We start from the raw sequence: 15,289 nt of genomic DNA, 5'->3' as shown, positions 1-15,289 counted from the left end.
CCGGCTCTCACCCCTGCGTCGAACGGGCCACGGCCGGATCGACACCTCCCGCGGAATTCTTCTGGGAATTCTCCGGACCGGCCACCGGGACGCCCGCCGAGCCGGTTCCGGGAGTGGCCGCCGTCCCGGCTCCCCGCTCGCGCGGGAGCAGCACCAGCGCCGCCAGGGCCGCCGCCGCGAGCAGCCCGGCGGCGACCCAGAACGCGGCCGCGTAGCCCTGGACCAGCTCGTCCCGGCCCGTCGCTCCCCCGGTGACCCGCGCGGCGACCGTCACCAGGACCGCGAGTCCGAGTGAGCCGCCCACCTGACGGGAACTGTTCAGCAGACCGGAGGCCATGCCGGTCTCCCCGGGCACGACATCGGTCGTGGCCGCGGTGCCGAGCGGTACGAAGCACATCCCGATGCCGATGGCCGCGACCAGCGACGGGCCCAGGATCGACGTGAGGAAGGTGCCGTCCGCCCGCGCGGTGGCCGCGAAACCCGCGATGCCGAGCGCGGCGAGGACGCCCCCGGTCGCCAGCAGCCGCCGGGTGCCGAGCCGGGCGACCGTACGGGTGGCGATCACCGAGCCGATGACGACGCCGACGCAGAACGGCAGGAAGGCGGCTCCGGCGGCGGTCGGTCCGTAGCCGAACACCTGCTGGAGGCAGAGCGAGACGAAGTAGAACGCGGCGAACTGCCCCGAGCTGAGCAGCAGGCAGAACAGGTTCGCCGTCAGGACCGGCCGCCCCTTCAGCAGGCCGGGCCGCAGCAGCGGTGACGCGGTCCGCAGCTCGACGGCGACGAAGGCGGCCAGCAGCAGGGCCGCGCCCCCGAGCGTGGTGAGGGTCCTGGCCGAGCCCCAGGGGTGCGACGAGGTCCCGACCAGGCCGAGGACCAGCAGTGTCGTGCCGCCGGTGGCCAGCAGCGCCCCGGCCACATCGAGCCGGGCGCCGGTCCGGGCCGGGCCGGAGACCGGGCCGGTGCGCAGGGAGGCGATCAGCGCGAAGGCCACGATCGGCACGTTGACGAGCATCACCGCACGCCAGCCCGCCGCGTCCGTGAGCACCCCGCCGGCCAGCACCCCGACCGCGCCGCCCGCCGCGCCCGCCATGCCCCAGAGCCCCAGGGCGCGGGAGCGCTCCGGTCCGGCCGGGAAGGCGATGGCGATCAGCGCGAAGGCCACCGGGGCGAGCGCGGCGGCGCCCACGCCCTGCACCGCCCTCGCGGCGATCAGCGCCCCGGGCGACTGGGCGAGGCCCCCGGCCAGGCTCGCCGCGCCGAACAGCGCCAGGCCGCCCGTCAGCACCGGCCGGCTGCCGAGCAGGTCCGCGAGGCGTCCGCCGAGCATCAGCAGCCCGCCGAAGGCGAGCGCGTAGGCGTTCACGACCCACAGGAGCCCCTCGGCCGAGAAGCCGAGACCGGCGCGCATGTCGGGCAGCGCGACGTTCACCACCGACATGTCCAGCGCCACCATGAACTGCACGACGAGGGCTACCAGCAGTAGCCAACGCATCTGCCGTGACTGGTCGTTCACGGTCTTCCCCTTCCTTCGCGGTCACTCGGTCGAGGATTACTATACGCGTATAGAAAATAGAGGGCGAGAAGCCCGGCCGAAACGCGGCGGAACGGGAGGGGACAATGACCGGGTGTCAGGGACAGAGAAGAAACCGCCGGGGTCGAAGCGGTCCGTGGGGCGCCCGCGCAGGCTCGACCCGGACGCCATGGTCGCCACCGCGCGCCGCATCATCGAGGAAGAGGGCCTGGACGCCCTGAGTATGCGGCGGGTGGCGAAGGAGCTCGGCTCCACCCCGATGGCGCTCTACCACTACGTCCAGGACAAGGACGAGCTGCTGATGCTCACCCTGTCCGGGACCGCGGCCGCCTTCCCGCGCCCGGAACTGCCCGAAGACCCGCGCGAGCGGCTGACCGCCGTCGCCGCGCACATGCACGGGATCCTCGGGCAGCTCCCCTGGGTGCTCGACATCCTGGCGCTGGGCGAGCTGACCGACCGGAACGCGCTGTGGATGGTCGAGGAGATCATCGACTGCGCCCTCGCCTGCGGCCTCTCCCCCGGGCAGGCGGTACGCGCCTACCGGACGATCTGGAGCTACGTCTACGGCGACCTGGTCTTCCGCAGGGCTGCCGACCGCCGCGCCGCACACCCGCCGTCCACGCGGTACTTCCCCGACATGGTCACCGAGGCGGACGCGGCGGAGCTGCCCCGCCTCACCGCGATCAAGGACGACTGGCGCGCGTACGCCGCCGACTACGACGTGGTGGACGAGCTGGACGCGATCGTCACCGGTCTGCTGGCCCGAGGGACTCGAAGCGCCAGCGGTGCACCGGCCGGGTGACGATCCCCGCGTCCGGCTCGGGCAGCTCCGGCAGCTCGTCGCCGTACGCGCCCTCCCACCAGGTGATGACCAGCACCCGGTCCTGCGGGGCGCGCAGCAGCTCGCTGCGCAGCGGCGGCCGCGCCAGCTCGGCCGCACGGGCCCGCGCCCACGCCAGCAGCTCCGCGCCCCGGCCGTCGGTGGCGCGGGCCTCCCACATCAGGGCGACCGCCGTACCGCTCATGAGTAGAGGTTGTCCTTGCTGATCTCGTGCACGTGATCGTGCGTGTGGGCGTGGGCGCCCGGTACGTGGGTCTCGGTCACCGGCAGCGAGGAGTCGGCCGACAGCTCCAGGTCGGAGGCCGGCCGGTTGCGGGCCACCATCTCCGCGCCCAGGGCCGCGACCATCGCGCCGTTGTCGGTGCACAGTCCGGGGCGCGGCACCCGCAGCCGGATGCCGGCCCGTTCGCACCGCTCCTGGGCGAGGGCCCGCAGCCGCGAGTTGGCCGCGACTCCGCCGCCGATCATCAGGTGGTCGACGCCCTCGTCCTTGCAGGCGCGGACGGCCTTGCGGGTGAGGACGTCCACCACGGCCTCCTGGAAGGACGCCGCCACGTCCCGTACCGGCACCTCCTCGCCGGCCGCGCGCTTCGCCTCGATCCAGCGGGCGACGGAGGTCTTCAGGCCGGAGAAGGAGAAGTCGTACGCGGGGTCGCGCGAGCCGCTGAGACCGCGCGGGAACGCGATGGCCTTCGGGTCGCCCTCCTTCGCGAGACGGTCGATGACCGGGCCGCCGGGGAAGCCGAGGTGCAGCACCCGGGCGATCTTGTCGAAGGCCTCGCCCGCCGCGTCGTCGATGGTCGCGCCCAGCGGCCGTACGTCGTTGGTGATGTCCGGCGCCAGCAGCAGCGAGGAGTGGCCGCCGCTGACCAGCAGCGCCATCGTCGGCTCGGGCAGCGGGCCGTGCTCCAGCTGGTCGACGCAGATGTGCGAGGCCAGGTGGTTCACCCCGTACAGCGGCTTGTTCAGCGCGTACGCGTAGGCCTTGGCCGCCGAGACGCCGACGAGCAGGGCGCCCGCGAGCCCCGGACCGGCGGTGACGGAGATGCCGTCGAGGTCGCGGCCGCTGACCCCGGCCTCCTTCAGGGCGCGCTCGATGGTCGGGACCATCGCCTCCAGGTGGGCGCGGGAGGCGATCTCCGGGACGACGCCGCCGAAGCGCGCGTGCGTGTCGACGCTCGACGCGACGGCGTCGGCGAGCAGCGTCGTGCCGCGGACGATGCCGACGCCGGTCTCGTCGCAGGAGGTCTCGATGCCGAGTACGAGCGGTTCGTCAGCCATCAGTCAGTCTCTGTCTCTTGTACGGGCGCCTGTACGTCCTCTTCGTGTACGTGCAGGCGCATGACGAGCGCGTCGATGTTGCCCGGCTGGTAGTAGCCGCGGCGGAAGCCGATCGGTTCGAAGCCGAAGCGCTCGTACAGCTTCTGCGCCCGGGTGTTGTCGACCCGGACCTCAAGGAGCACCTCGGCGCACTCGAAGGCCGTGGCGTGCTTCAGCAGATCGGTCAGCAGCTCGGAGCCGAGGCCGCCGCCCCAGTGGTCGCGGGAGACGGCGATCGTCTGTACGTCGGCGAGGTCGCCGGCCGCCGCCAGTCCCGCGTACCCGACGATCCGGCCGGTGACCGGGTCCTCGGCGACCACGTAGCGGCGGGTGGCCCGCGGGCCGCGGGCGTGCGCCAGCTCGGACCAGAACATGCCGGGTGACCAGGCGTCCTCCGGGAACAGCTCGTGTTCGAGGCCGAGCACCGGGTCGATGTCCCACCAGCGCATCTCGCGCAGTACAGCGGTCGCGGTGGTCACTTCGGCGTGACCACCTTGTAGTTCTTCGGGACCTGCGCGTCGGGCCTGCGGAGGTAGAGCGGCCGCGGCGGCAGCAGCTCGGCGCCCGCGGCGAGGCGTTCGGCGGCGAGGGCGGCGAGCGCACCGGCCGCGACGTGCTCGGGGCCGCGCGCGTCCGGGAACGCGTCGGGATAGAGCACCGCGCCCGCGCCGACCACGGGGACCCCGGCGAGCCGCTCGGCGATGTCGGCGGGCCGGTCGACGGCGGGTTCACCGGTCCGGGTGCGGGGGTCCTCGTACCGCGCCCAGTAGACCTCCTTGCGGCGGGCGTCCGTGGCGACGGCGAACGGTCCCTCCAGGCCGGCCTGTCCGGCGGCGTACGCGAGGCCGTCCAGGGTGCACAGTCCGTGCACGGGCACGGACAGCGCCGACCCGAACGTCGCGGCCGTCACCAGGCCGACCCGCAGCCCGGTGTACGGGCCGGGGCCGACGCCCACGACCACGTCCGTCACGGCGTCGAGTTTCACCCCGGCGGCGGCGAGGACCCGGTCGACGGCGGGCAGCAGCAGCTCCCCGTGCCTCCGGGCGTCGACCTGACCGGACTCGGCGACGACACGGGTCCCGTCGTACAGGGCGACGGTGACGGCAGGGGTGGCGGTATCCATAGCGAGCAAGAGCACGCAAACAGCCTACGGCTCCCGCGCGGGCGGCGACCGCGCCCCGTACGGCGTCCCGGCACCGGGGGCCCCGGCTGCTACCGTCACCGGGTATACGCGGAGTACGTGTAAACGCTTGTACGACAACCCAATGGCGAAAGAGGCGCGCACGGTGGCAAGGGGCAGCTCAGGAATCGTGGCCGCGCTCACCGCGGCGGCCGTAGTCGTCGTCGGCCTCCTCGCCTACCAGGCATCGGCGAACGCCCCCGACACCGTCGCCCCCAAGCCGAAGGCGTCCAGCAGCGCGTCCGCCGGGACGGGCCACGCCAAGCCGAAGCCCAAGAAGGACCCGCTCGCGGTTCCGGCCTCCTCGGGCACGGGGATGCGGGTGGTGTACGCGCTGGGCGACCGGCGGGTGTGGCTGGTCGACGCGAAGGACAAGTCGACGCGGACCTTCAAGGTCATGCCGAGCGCGGTCAGCGCGCTTCCGGGGACGTACCAGGTCACCTCGCGCTCCGGCACCGTCACCGGCTCCGACGGGGTCCCGATCGAGCACGTGGTGCGGTTCGCGACGACCGACGACGTGGCCATCGGCTTCAGCGCCGCGCAGGACGGCTCGATGGAGAGCCCGGACCCGACGCTGAAGGCGGGCGGGGTACGGATGTCCCGTGCGGACGGCAACGCGGTGTGGACGTTCGCCACGGTCGGCGCGAAGGTGGTCGTGGTCCCGTAGGACCGAGCCGGGCACCTTCAGTCCGAGCCCGGCCCGATCGGCCCGAGCTCGAAGACGTCCTCACACGCCGGACGGGCTGAAGGTGCCGGACCGGCTCGATGAGCGTCAGGCCCGGTCAGGGGCAGAGGGCGCGCCCTCTGGTGGCGCGGCGGCCACGGCGGCCCCCGGCCGCACCGCACCCGGCGGGGTGGACACCGCGATCGCCGCCGCCCCCGCGGCCAGCAGATCCCGCATCGATACCGCCCGCGGCGGCTGCCGCACTTCGTGCTCGGATGTCGGCATGGACGCCTCCTGGGGCTCCGGTGGAAGGCACGTTAGGCAGACCTAACCTGCTCTCGCCCTCCATGTCACCACGCCCGCCCCGCCGCGCGCAACAATTTACCGACACCGTGTCGGAAAGCGTCTGCGCCCAGCGGGCACCCGACGGTCTCTCAGGCCTCACCAGGCCCGTTGTCCCCGTCCACCACCCACGGGGCCCACGGCGCGAGCCGCAGTACCGACCAGCGTGCGCCCACGCCCACCAGTGTCACCGCGCGCCGCTCGTCGTCCGTGTCACCGACCGCGCGGTGGATGAGCACCCGCAGCCGGTCCTCCGCCAGCTCCTCGACCTTGCCGTCGCCCCACTCGACGACCACCACCGAATCCGGCAGCGACACATCAAGGTCCAGGTCCTCCATCTCGTCGAGCCCGCCACCCAGGCGGTAGGCGTCGACATGGACGAGCGCCGGGCCGTCACCGAGCGCCGGGTGGACGCGGGCGATCACGAACGTGGGGGACGTCACGGCGCCGCGCACCCCCAGGCCCTCGCCGAGGCCGCGGGTCAGGGTCGTCTTCCCGGCGCCGAGCTCGCCGGTGAGCATCACGAGGTCGCCGGGGCGCAGCACGCCGGCGAGCCGGCGGCCCAGGGCCTGCATCTGTTCGGGGGACTCGACGGCCAGGTTCACGGTGACGGTGCCCGGCCCGGTGCCCTCGGCGACCTCAGCCGCCGGGCTGTTGTGCGGTGCTTCCATGCCCGCCAACGTTAGATGACTCCGGCACAGCCCCCACCCTCACCAGCAGGTCGGCCAGCCGGTCCGTCACCGTCTCGGGGTGCTCCAGCATCACCAGGTGCCCGGCGTCCGGGACGATGACCAGCTCCGCGTCGGGCAGCTGGTCCGCCATCGCCTCGCTGTGCGAGCTGGGCGTCACCAGGTCCTTGTCGCCCGCCAGGATCAGCACCGGGACCTCGCGGAACAGGGGCAGCGCGCCGCTCTTGTCGTACTCGGTGAAGGCCGGGTAGAACTCCGCGACCACATCGATCGGCGTGGACTCGATGAGCCGCTCGGCGAACCGCTCGACCGCCGGGTCCACGTCCCGCGAACCGAACGAGTACCGCTTGATCAGCCCCGCGAACAGGTCTGCGGTCGCCCGCCTCCCCCGCTCCACCAGCTCCGTCTGCGAGCCGAGCGCCTTCAGTACCCCGGGCAGCACGCGCCGTACCGCGTTCACGCCCGCCACCGGCAGCCCGAAGCTGACCTCGCCGAGCTTCCCGCTCGACGTGCCGACGAAGGCGACGGCGACGACCCGGTCGCGGAACAGGGCCGGGTACTGGTCGGCGAGCGCCATCATCGTCATGCCGCCCATGGAGTGCCCGACCAGCACCAGCGGGCCCTCGGGCGCGGCCGCGTCGATCACGGCCTTGAGGTCGCGGCCGAGCTGGTCGATGCCGACGTGGACGCCCTGCGCCTGGGCCCGGCCGCGTTCCGAGCGGCCGTGGCTGCGCTGGTCCCAGTGGACCGTGCGCACGAGGCCGCGCAGGGCGGCACGCTGGAAGTGCCAGGAGTCCTGGCTGAGGCAGTAGCCGTGGCTGAAGACGACCGTGACGGGGGCGGGGGCCTTGCGCCCGAAGAGCCGGCGCCGGCGCGGACCGGCCCCGGTGCCGGGGGGCGTACCGCCCGTGCCGGTGCCGCCGCCGGGTTCGATCTCGTCGGTCTCGTAGTACAGCTCGGTGCCGTCGTCGGCCGTGGCCCGGCCCGGCAGGCCGCGCAGCGAGCCGTACGGCCCGGTGGCGTCCAGCGCCAGCCTGGCCCGTTTCCGCATCCCGCGGCCGACCGTCAGCCGCTCGACCGCGACACCGGCGGCCGCACCCGCCGCGATCACGCCTATGGCGGCCCCGGCGATCCCCGCCCGGCGCCAGCCGACCGTCGAAGCGGCCGTCGCCATCGCGTCCCCCGCGCTGATCTCGCTCACCGTGCCGCGCTCCTCGTGGGTCGTGTCCGTCAGGTCAGGGCTGGTCGGAGCGGATCCGATCCGGTCCGTTCCGGTCTTCCGATCATGCTCAGATCGTGCCCGGTCGGAAACGCTTCCGCGTTCAGGACCCGGCCGACTTGCCGTCCGCCGTCCCGTCCCGGTAGACGCGCGGCACCCGGCCGCCGATCCGGGTGACGATCTCGTACGCGATGGTGTCCGCCGCCCGCGCCCAGTCCTCCGCGCTCGGCTCGCCCCGGTCCCCGGGGCCGAACAGCACGGCGTCGCTGCCCTCCTCGACCACGTCCCCGTCGAGGTCGACGACGAACTGGTCCATGGCGACCCGGCCCGCGACCGTCCGCCGGACGCCGCCGACCAGGACCGGGCCCCGGCCGGAGGCGTGGCGCGGGATGCCGTCCGCGTACCCCACCGGCACCAGGCCGAGCGTGGTCTCCCCGGACGTCGTGTAGTGGTGCCCGTAGCTGATGCCGTGCCCGGCCGGCACCTGCTTGACCAGGGCGACGGACGCGGCGAGCGTCATCACCGGACGCAGTCCGAAGTCGGCCGGGGTGCCCAGCTCCGGGCTGGGCGAGATGCCGTACATGGCGATCCCGGTCCGCACCAGGTCGAAGTGCGACTCGGGGACGGTCAGTGTCGCCGGGGAGTTGGCGATGTGCCGGACCTCGGGTTCGGCACCGGCCTTCTCCGCGTGCGCCACCATGTCGCGGAACAGGTCAAGCTGGGCGGCGATGGAGGGGTGTCCGGGCTCGTCCGCGCAGGCGAAGTGGGACCAGAGGCCGGTGATCCGGACGGTGCCCGCCTCCTCGGCGGTGCGGGCGGCGGCGACGAGTCCGGGCCAGTCGGCGGGCTGGCAGCCGTTGCGCCCGAGGCCCGTGTCGGCCTTGAGCTGGATACGGGCGGGGCGGCCCGCCTCCGCGGCCGCGGCGGTGACCTCGCGCAGCGCCCACATCCCGCTCACCGAGACGTCGACATCGGCCTCGATCGCCTCGCGCCAGGGCCCGCCGGGCGTCCACAGCCAGCACATCACCCGGCCGCCGAGCCCCGCCGCGCGCAGGGCGAGCGCCTCCTGCGGGGTGGCGGTGCCCAGCCAGGTGGCGCCCGCCTCCAGCGCGGCACGGGCGCAGGGCACCGCGCCGTGTCCGTACGCGTCGGATTTGACGACGGCCATGAGCTGCGCGCCGGACGCTCGGGCACGCAGCGCGCGCACGTTGGCGCGGAGTGCGGCGAGGTCGATCTCGGCACGGGCTCTCAAGGACGCGGTCTCGTTCATCGCGCCCAGTGTCTCAGAGCCGTACGGCCCGGCCCGCGGGCACCGGTGGCGGCAGGGTGCGCGCCGCCGCTTCCGTCAGCCGTGGCGCAGCTCGTGTTCCAGGTGGTCGACGAGCACCGGTACGTGGCTGTGCGGGACGTCCTTGACCGCCGTGACCAGCGTCACCGGGCCGCCGTCGCGGACCAGGGCGACGAGTTCGCCGACGGCGGCGGTGTGCGCGGGGTCGGTCAGTTCGGCGCGGTAGCGGTCGACGAAGTCGTCGTAGCGGGTGCCGGTGCGGTCCTCGTGGTACCAGGAGCGCAGCTCGCTCGACGGGGTGAGGTCCTTGAGCCACTTGTCGATCGCGGCGCGCTCCTTGGCGACACCGCGCGGCCAGAGCCGGTCGACCAGGACGCGGATGCCGTCGCCGTCCTCCCGCGGGTCGTACACCCGCCGTACGCGCAGGTCACCGTCACCGTCACCGCTGCCGCCCACGACCGCTCACTCCCTCGCTGCCGCCGTCCCCGCCTCCGCTCCCAGCATCGCTCAGGCCCGTACGTCCCGCCAGGCCGCCCGGATCGCCTCCGCGACGTCCTGCGCGGCGACCGGGGAGCCGTCCGAGGCGTGCCGGGCCGCGAGGCCGTGGAGGTGGGCGCCGACGGACGCGGCGTCGCGCGGGGCGAGACCGGCGGCGAGCAGCGAGCCGGTCAGCCCGGAGAGGACATCGCCGCTGCCCGCGGTGGCCAGCCAGGAGGTGCCGGTCGGGTTGACCCGCACGGGGGTGTGCGGAGCGTCGGTGGCGACCAGCGTCGTCGAGCCCTTGAGCAGGACCGTCGCACGGAACCGGGAGGCGAGTGCGCGTACGGCGTCGAGCCGCCCCGCCTCGACCTCCTCGCGGGGGACGCCGAGCAGCGCGGCGGCCTCCCCGGCGTGCGGGGTGAGGACGGTGGGGGCGGTGCGCGCCCGTACGGCGGCGGCGTCCAGGAGCCTCAGCCCGTCCGCGTCGACCAGCACCGGGACGTCCGCGGCCAGCACGTCGGAGACCGCCTCGACGGCGTCCGTGCCGTCGCCGAGCCCCGGCCCGACGACCCAGGCCTGCACGCGTCCGGCCTTCGACGGCGGGCCCGCGTGGACCAGGGTCTCCGGATGCCGCGCGATGACCGCGTCCGCCCCCGGACCGACGTACCGCACCGCACCGGCGCCGCCGCGCAGCGCCCCGGAGACGGCCAGCACCGCCGCGCCCGGGTAGCGCGCCGACCCGGCGACGATGCCGACGACGCCGCGCCGGTACTTGTCGCTCTCGGCGCCCGGCACGGGGAGCAGCGCGGCCACGTCCGCGTACTGGAGCGCCTCCAGCTCCGGCACGTCCGGCAGTTCGGCGCCCAGCCCGATGTCGACGAGGTGCAGCGCCCCGGCCCGTTCCGCGGCCGGGTCGACGAGCAGCCCCGGCTTGTACGCCCCGAAGGTGACGGTCGCGTCGGCGCGGACCGCGTCCCCCCGCACCTCACCGGTGTCGGCCTCGACACCGCTCGGCAGGTCGACGGCGACGACGGGTGCCCCGTGGGCCGTGTACTGCTCCACCAGTGCGGCGGCCGCCGGGCGCAGTCCGCCGCGCCCGCCGATGCCGGTGATCCCGTCGACGACGAGGTCGACCCGGCGCCCCCAGTCGCGGTGCCGGCCCTCCGCCGGGCCCGCGTCGGCGTCCACCACCCGTCCGCCCGCCGCGCGCAGCGCCGCGCTGCCGCCCTCGTGGGCCCGGCCGGGCGCGACCCGCACGGCCAGCACACCGGCCCCGCGCCGGGCGAGCCGGGCGCCCGCGTACAGCGCGTCGCCGCCGTTGTCGCCGCTGCCGACGAGGAGGACGACGCGGGACCCGTAGACCCGGCCGCCGCGCCGCAGCAGATCGGTGCAGACGGCGGCGAGCCCTGCGGCGGCGCGCTGCATCAGCGCACCCTCCGGGAGCCGTGCCATGAGGGCCTGTTCGGCAGCCCGTACGGTCGAGACGCTGTAGGCGGTACGCATGGCTCCAACGTACGCAGAGGTGCCCGTCCTCGGCACGCGGACGGGCGCGCCGGGGGCCGGATCGGGCCCCGCGCGCAGCCCTCCGCGATCAGCCCTCCGCGATCACCACGGCCGACGCGATCCCCGCGTCATGGCTGAGCGACACGTGCCACTGCCGCACGCCCAGTTCGGCGGCGCGGGCGGCGACGGTGCCGCTCACCCGCAGGCGGGGCTGCCCGGTCTCCTCGACGTACACCTCGGCGTCCGTCCAGAGCAGTCCGCCGGGCGCGCCGAGCGCCTTGGCGAGGGCCTCCTTGGCGGCGAACCGGGCGGCCAGTGAGGCGATCCCGCGCCGATCACCGCCAGGGAGCAGCAACTCGCTCTCCAGGAAGAGGCGTTGGGCCAGTTGCGGCGTGCGTTCCAGCGCCGCGTCGAACCGCTCGATCTCCGCCACGTCGATCCCGACCCCGATGATCACGTACGTCCCCTCACGACTGCCCGCTCACTTCGCCCCGCGGTCCGTTCCGCGGTCCGTTCCATTGTTCATCCCGCTGCTCGTCTCTCTCCGCCCGTCCCCCTGTTTCATTCCACGGTGACGGACTTCGCCAGGTTGCGCGGCTGATCCACCTCGTTGCCGCGGGCCGTGGCCAGCTCGCAGGCGAAGACCTGTAGGGGCACGGTCGCGACCAGCGGCTGAAGCAGCGTGGGCGTCGCGGGAATCCGGATGAGGTGGTCGGCGTACGGGACGACCGCCTCGTCGCCCTCCTCGGCGATGACGACGGTGAGCGCGCCGCGGGCCCGGATCTCCTGGATGTTCGACACCACCTTGCCGTGCAGCACGGAGCGCCCGCGCGGCGACGGCACCAACACGACGACCGGGAGGCCGTCCTCGATCAGGGCGATCGGCCCGTGCTTGAGCTCACCGGCGGCGAACCCCTCCGCGTGCATGTACGCGAGTTCCTTGAGCTTCAACGCGCCCTCCAGGGCCACCGGGTAGCCGACGTGCCGGCCGACGAAGAGCACGGTGTCGTGGCCCGCCAGCGAACGGGCCAGCTCGCGCACGGGCTCCATGGTCTCCAGGACCCGCTGGACCTCGCAGGAGATCTCGGAGAGCTGGCGGATGACGGTACGGATCTCGTCGCCCCACTTGGTCCCGCGGACCTGACCGAGGTACAGGGCGACGAGGTAGCAGGCGACGAGCTGGGTGAGGAACGCCTTCGTCGAGGCGACGGCGACCTCGGGACCGGCGTGCGTGTAGAGGACGGCGTCGGACTCGCGCGGAATGGTGGACCCGTTGGTGTTGCAGATGGCGAGGACCTTCGCGCCCTGCTCGCGGGCGTGCCGCAGCGCCATCAGGGTGTCCATCGTCTCGCCGGACTGCGAGATCGCGATGACCAGGGTGCGCTGGTCCAGGATCGGGTCCCGGTAGCGGAACTCGCTGGCCAGCTCGGTCTCGCAGGGGATCCGGGTCCAGTGCTCGATGGCGTACTTGGCGATCATCCCGGCGTGGAACGCGGTCCCGCAGGCGACGATCACCACCTTGTCGACCTCGCGGAGCTCCGCCCGGGTGATCCGCACCTCGTCGAGGTGGAGCGTCCCCTCCGGGTCGATCCGGCCGAGGAGGGTGTCGGTGACGGCCTTCGGCTGCTCGGCGATCTCCTTGAGCATGAAGGAGGGGTAGCCGCCCTTCTCGGCGGCGGACACGTCCCAGTCCACGTGGTACGGAAGCACCTCGGCGGCCCGCCCGTCGAACCCGGTGACGCGCACCCCCTCCCGGCGCAGCTCCACCACCTGGTCCTGGCCCAGCTCGATCGCGGACCGGGTGTGCGCGATGAACGCGGCGACGTCGGAGGCGAGGAACGCCTCGCCCTCCCCCACGCCCACCACGAGCGGCGAGTTCCGCCGGGCACCGACCACCACGTCGGGCGCGTCCGCGAACACGGCGACGAGGGTGAACGCCCCTTCGAGCCGCCGGCAGACCTGCCGCATCGCCTCTGCCGGGTCCGCGCCGCCGGAGTACGCCTCGGCGAGGAGGTGGGCGACGACCTCGGTGTCGGTCTCGGAGATCAGGTCGTGGCCGCGCCCGCCCAGTTCCTCCCGCAGGGCGGCGAAGTTCTCGATGATCCCGTTGTGGACGACGGCGACGCGTCCGGCGTTGTCGAGGTGCGGGTGGGCGTTGGCGTCGGTGGGTCCGCCGTGGGTGGCCCAGCGGGTGTGGCCGATCCCGGCGTTCCCGGCCGGCAGGGGCTGCTCGACCAGCAGCTTCTCCAGGTTGACGAGCTTCCCGGCCTTCTTCGCGGCGGCCAGCCCCCCGTCCGCGAGAACGGCGATCCCGGCGGAGTCGTACCCCCGGTACTCCAGCCGCTTGAGGCCCGCGACGACGACGTCATGCGCCGACTGCCTACCGACGTATCCGACGATTCCGCACATATCGGTCCCTTCGTGGTCACCTGCCCATGTTCTTCGCATATTCGCAGAAGGGGCGTGGGGTGTCGGGGAGGACCGCGCCGGGCCGCCCCCCGCCCGATGACCCTGATCACGGGCCCACCCGCGCGGGCTTCTACTATCGATTCCGGTGTTCTCCGGCGGACGCCGACGCCCGCTCGGTCGTGCCCCGCCGCCCAACAGCGACACGACACGACGACGGCCACCCCATGGCGTCGGCGTGGAGCATCGAGGAGAGGAACGTTCATGCGTGCCCGGAATATCGTTGCCGCCACCGCGACAGCACTGGCGCTGGTGGGCGCCCGCGATCTCGTCCAGAAGAAGCACGCACTGCTCCGGAACTTCCCGGTGGTCGGGCACGCCCGGTACCTGCTGGAGACGATCGGGCCCGAGCTGCGGCAGTACATCGTGACCTCCAACGACGAGGAGCGCCCGTTCAGTCGTGACCAGCGCACCTGGATCTACGCGTCGGCGAAGGGCGAGAACAACTACTTCGGGTTCGGAACCGACAACGACATCGAGCACGTGCAGGGGCACGCGTACGTGAAGCAGCGCACGTTCGCCGGAGAGCTGCTCCCGGACGTGCACGACCCGCAGGCCCTGCTGCCGTCGGCCAAGGTGCTGGGCGGGCCGCGCGGACGCGCCAAGGCGTTCCGCCCGGCGAGCGTGGTGAACATATCGGCGATGAGCTTCGGATCGCTCTCCGGTGCGGCGATCACGGCCCTCAACAAGGGGGCGGCGCTCGCGGGCACGATGCACAACACCGGTGAGGGCGGCCTCTCGCCGTACCACCGCAATGGCGGGGACCTCGTTCTTCAGATCGGTACGAGCTACTTCGGCTGCCGCGACGAGGACGGCAGCTTCAACATCGACAAGCTCATGGACGTGGTCGCCGGCGCCCCGGTCAAGGCGATAGAGATCAAGCTCTCCCAGGGCGCCAAGCCGGGGCTGGGCGGGCTGCTGCCGGGCGCGAAGGTGACACCCGAGATCGCCGAGATACGTGGCATCCCGCTCGGCGAGGACTGCGCCTCCCCGTCACGGCACACCGCGTTCAGCGACGTCGACTCGATGCTCGACTTCGTCGAACTGCTCGCCACCGAGACCGGTCTGCCGGTCGGGATCAAGAGCGCGGTCGGAGAGATGGCGTTCTGGCAGGAGCTGGCCACCCTGATGGCGCGTGGCGACCGCGGCGTCGACTTCGTGACCGTCGACGGCGGCGAGGGCGGCACCGGGGCAGCGCCGTTGATCTTCGCCGACTCGGTGTCGCTGCCGTTCCGGATGGGCTTCTCCCGGGTCTACGGCACCTTCGCCGAGCTGGGGCTGACCGACGACCTGACCTTCATCGCCTCCGGCAAGCTCGGCCTCCCCGAGAACGCCGTGGTCGCCTTCGCCCTGGGCGCCGACATGATCAACGTGGCGCGTGAGGCGATGCTGTCGATCGGCTGCATCCAGTCGCAGAAGTGCCACACCGACAAGTGCCCCACCGGTGTCGCCACCCAGAACCCACGCCTGGCCCGCGGCCTCGACCCGACCTCGAAGGCCACCCGCGCCGCCGCCTATCTGCGCACCCTGCGGATGGAGCTGATGAAGGTCTCCGCGGCCGTCGGCGTCGCCCACCCGGCGTTCATCACGGCCGACGACATCGAGATCCTGAACGGCGACTACGACGCCCGCACCCTGTCCGGTGTCTACGGCTACAAGGACGGCTGGGGCGAGCTGGGCCCGCACGTCGCCGATGAGATCACCGCGTTGCTCGCCACTCGGTCGAAGACGGCCTCCGCGCAGGGACCGGCCGTCTGAGACAC

16 protein-coding genes are annotated in these 15,289 nt (G+C 73.4%); 3 read left to right on the top strand and 13 right to left on the bottom strand.

Going from position 1 to position 15,289, the window contains the following annotated elements; genetic code table 11:
• Positions 1-7: 7 nt before the first annotated feature.
• Positions 8-1,495 (bottom strand): MFS transporter, encoded by a 1,488-nt coding sequence (locus ACIO3R_RS25435; RefSeq protein ID WP_402109262.1) that lies wholly within the window; start codon positions 1,493-1,495, stop codon positions 8-10.
• Positions 1,496-1,628: 133 nt separating this feature from the next.
• Between ACIO3R_RS25435 and ACIO3R_RS25430 the strand changes: the two genes are divergently transcribed.
• Positions 1,629-2,336 (top strand): TetR/AcrR family transcriptional regulator, encoded by a 708-nt coding sequence (locus ACIO3R_RS25430; RefSeq protein ID WP_385028637.1) that lies wholly within the window; start codon positions 1,629-1,631, stop codon positions 2,334-2,336.
• On the opposite strand, the gene ACIO3R_RS25425 is transcribed toward ACIO3R_RS25430, so the two are convergent.
• Genes ACIO3R_RS25425 through tsaB form a run of 4 tightly spaced genes read right to left on the bottom strand, consistent with a single transcriptional unit; the run spans position 2,281 to position 4,818 of the window.
• Positions 2,281-2,559 carry a hypothetical protein gene (locus ACIO3R_RS25425; RefSeq protein WP_402108949.1) on the bottom strand — a complete coding sequence of 93 codons (279 nt, stop codon included), beginning with the start codon at positions 2,557-2,559 and terminating at the stop codon, positions 2,281-2,283. The genes ACIO3R_RS25430 and ACIO3R_RS25425 overlap by 56 nt on opposite strands.
• Positions 2,556-3,656 carry a tRNA (adenosine(37)-N6)-threonylcarbamoyltransferase complex transferase subunit TsaD gene (gene tsaD, locus ACIO3R_RS25420; protein ID WP_385028643.1) on the bottom strand — a complete coding sequence of 367 codons (1,101 nt, stop codon included), beginning with the start codon at positions 3,654-3,656 and terminating at the stop codon, positions 2,556-2,558. The genes ACIO3R_RS25425 and tsaD overlap by 4 nt, the downstream gene beginning before the upstream one ends.
• On the bottom strand, positions 3,656-4,174 hold the full coding sequence (gene rimI, locus ACIO3R_RS25415) for a ribosomal protein S18-alanine N-acetyltransferase (protein WP_385028646.1): 519 nt from the start codon (positions 4,172-4,174) through the stop codon (positions 3,656-3,658). The genes tsaD and rimI overlap by 1 nt, the downstream gene beginning before the upstream one ends.
• Positions 4,171-4,818, bottom strand: coding sequence for a tRNA (adenosine(37)-N6)-threonylcarbamoyltransferase complex dimerization subunit type 1 TsaB (gene tsaB / locus ACIO3R_RS25410; protein WP_385028743.1), 648 nt, complete (start codon positions 4,816-4,818; stop codon positions 4,171-4,173). Before tsaB ends, rimI begins: the two co-directional genes overlap by 4 nt.
• Before the next feature lie 142 nt (positions 4,819-4,960).
• Here tsaB and ACIO3R_RS25405 point away from each other — a divergent pair, with 142 nt between their 5' ends.
• A complete protein-coding gene (locus ACIO3R_RS25405) occupies positions 4,961-5,542 on the top strand; it encodes a hypothetical protein (protein ID WP_402108944.1) in 582 nt (193 codons plus the stop codon).
• 105 nt (positions 5,543-5,647) lie between these two features.
• On the opposite strand, the gene ACIO3R_RS25400 is transcribed toward ACIO3R_RS25405, so the two are convergent.
• From ACIO3R_RS25400 to glmS, 8 genes are all read right to left on the bottom strand, one after another.
• The gene (locus ACIO3R_RS25400; RefSeq protein WP_385028652.1) at positions 5,648-5,824 is read right to left on the bottom strand and encodes a hypothetical protein; all 177 of its coding nucleotides are present in this window, start codon (positions 5,822-5,824) and stop codon (positions 5,648-5,650) included.
• A gap of 149 nt (positions 5,825-5,973) precedes the next feature.
• Positions 5,974-6,552: a tRNA (adenosine(37)-N6)-threonylcarbamoyltransferase complex ATPase subunit type 1 TsaE gene (tsaE, locus tag ACIO3R_RS25395; RefSeq protein ID WP_402108941.1), complete on the bottom strand. Its 579-nt coding sequence runs from the start codon at positions 6,550-6,552 to the stop codon at positions 5,974-5,976.
• Complete coding sequence (locus ACIO3R_RS25390; RefSeq protein WP_385028658.1) at positions 6,521-7,771, bottom strand: alpha/beta fold hydrolase; 1,251 nt, start codon at positions 7,769-7,771, stop codon at positions 6,521-6,523. The genes tsaE and ACIO3R_RS25390 overlap by 32 nt, the downstream gene beginning before the upstream one ends.
• 121 nt (positions 7,772-7,892) lie before the next feature.
• Entirely contained in the window at positions 7,893-9,059 is a 1,167-nt protein-coding gene (alr, locus tag ACIO3R_RS25385; RefSeq protein WP_385028661.1) for an alanine racemase, read from the bottom strand.
• A 75-nt stretch (positions 9,060-9,134) separates the two neighbouring features.
• Positions 9,135-9,533, bottom strand: a complete 399-nt coding sequence (locus tag ACIO3R_RS25380; RefSeq protein ID WP_385028664.1) for a DUF488 domain-containing protein — start codon at positions 9,531-9,533, stop codon at positions 9,135-9,137.
• Positions 9,534-9,584: 51 nt separating this feature from the next.
• Entirely contained in the window at positions 9,585-11,060 is a 1,476-nt protein-coding gene (locus tag ACIO3R_RS25375) for an NAD(P)H-hydrate dehydratase (protein ID WP_385028667.1), read from the bottom strand.
• Positions 11,061-11,148: 88 nt separating this feature from the next.
• The gene (locus ACIO3R_RS25370; protein ID WP_385028670.1) at positions 11,149-11,517 is read right to left on the bottom strand and encodes a holo-ACP synthase; all 369 of its coding nucleotides are present in this window, start codon (positions 11,515-11,517) and stop codon (positions 11,149-11,151) included.
• 104 nt (positions 11,518-11,621) lie between these two features.
• Positions 11,622-13,469, bottom strand: a complete 1,848-nt coding sequence (gene glmS, locus ACIO3R_RS25365) for a glutamine--fructose-6-phosphate transaminase (isomerizing) (protein ID WP_385028673.1) — start codon at positions 13,467-13,469, stop codon at positions 11,622-11,624.
• A gap of 261 nt (positions 13,470-13,730) precedes the next feature.
• Between glmS and ACIO3R_RS25360 the strand changes: the two genes are divergently transcribed.
• Positions 13,731-15,284 carry an FMN-binding glutamate synthase family protein gene (locus ACIO3R_RS25360; protein WP_402108936.1) on the top strand — a complete coding sequence of 518 codons (1,554 nt, stop codon included), beginning with the start codon at positions 13,731-13,733 and terminating at the stop codon, positions 15,282-15,284.
• The last annotated feature ends 5 nt before the right edge of the window (positions 15,285-15,289 follow it).

Source organism: Streptomyces sp. NPDC087428 (assembly GCF_044744085.1).
In the GTDB taxonomy this organism is placed as follows: domain Bacteria; phylum Actinomycetota; class Actinomycetes; order Streptomycetales; family Streptomycetaceae; genus Streptomyces.
This window is presented reverse-complemented; position numbering and strand designations above follow the sequence as displayed.

Bases quoted from the DNA above. Each gene is read 5' to 3' on its own strand.
- ACIO3R_RS25435 (WP_402109262.1), bottom strand. From the start codon at position 1,495: ATGCGTTGGCTACTGCTGGTAGCCCTCGTCGTGCAGTTCATGGTGGCG.
- ACIO3R_RS25425 (WP_402108949.1), bottom strand. From the start codon at position 2,559: ATGAGCGGTACGGCGGTCGCCCTGATGTGGGAGGCCCGCGCCACCGAC.
- tsaD (WP_385028643.1), bottom strand. From the start codon at position 3,656: ATGGCTGACGAACCGCTCGTACTCGGCATCGAGACCTCCTGCGACGAG.
- tsaB (WP_385028743.1), bottom strand. From the start codon at position 4,818: ATGGATACCGCCACCCCTGCCGTCACCGTCGCCCTGTACGACGGGACC.
- ACIO3R_RS25405 (WP_402108944.1), top strand. From the start codon at position 4,961: ATGGCGAAAGAGGCGCGCACGGTGGCAAGGGGCAGCTCAGGAATCGTG.
- ACIO3R_RS25400 (WP_385028652.1), bottom strand. From the start codon at position 5,824: ATGCCGACATCCGAGCACGAAGTGCGGCAGCCGCCGCGGGCGGTATCG.
- tsaE (WP_402108941.1), bottom strand. From the start codon at position 6,552: ATGGAAGCACCGCACAACAGCCCGGCGGCTGAGGTCGCCGAGGGCACC.
- alr (WP_385028661.1), bottom strand. From the start codon at position 9,059: ATGAACGAGACCGCGTCCTTGAGAGCCCGTGCCGAGATCGACCTCGCC.
- ACIO3R_RS25375 (WP_385028667.1), bottom strand. From the start codon at position 11,060: ATGCGTACCGCCTACAGCGTCTCGACCGTACGGGCTGCCGAACAGGCC.
- glmS (WP_385028673.1), bottom strand. From the start codon at position 13,469: ATGTGCGGAATCGTCGGATACGTCGGTAGGCAGTCGGCGCATGACGTC.
- ACIO3R_RS25360 (WP_402108936.1), top strand. From the start codon at position 13,731: ATGCGTGCCCGGAATATCGTTGCCGCCACCGCGACAGCACTGGCGCTG.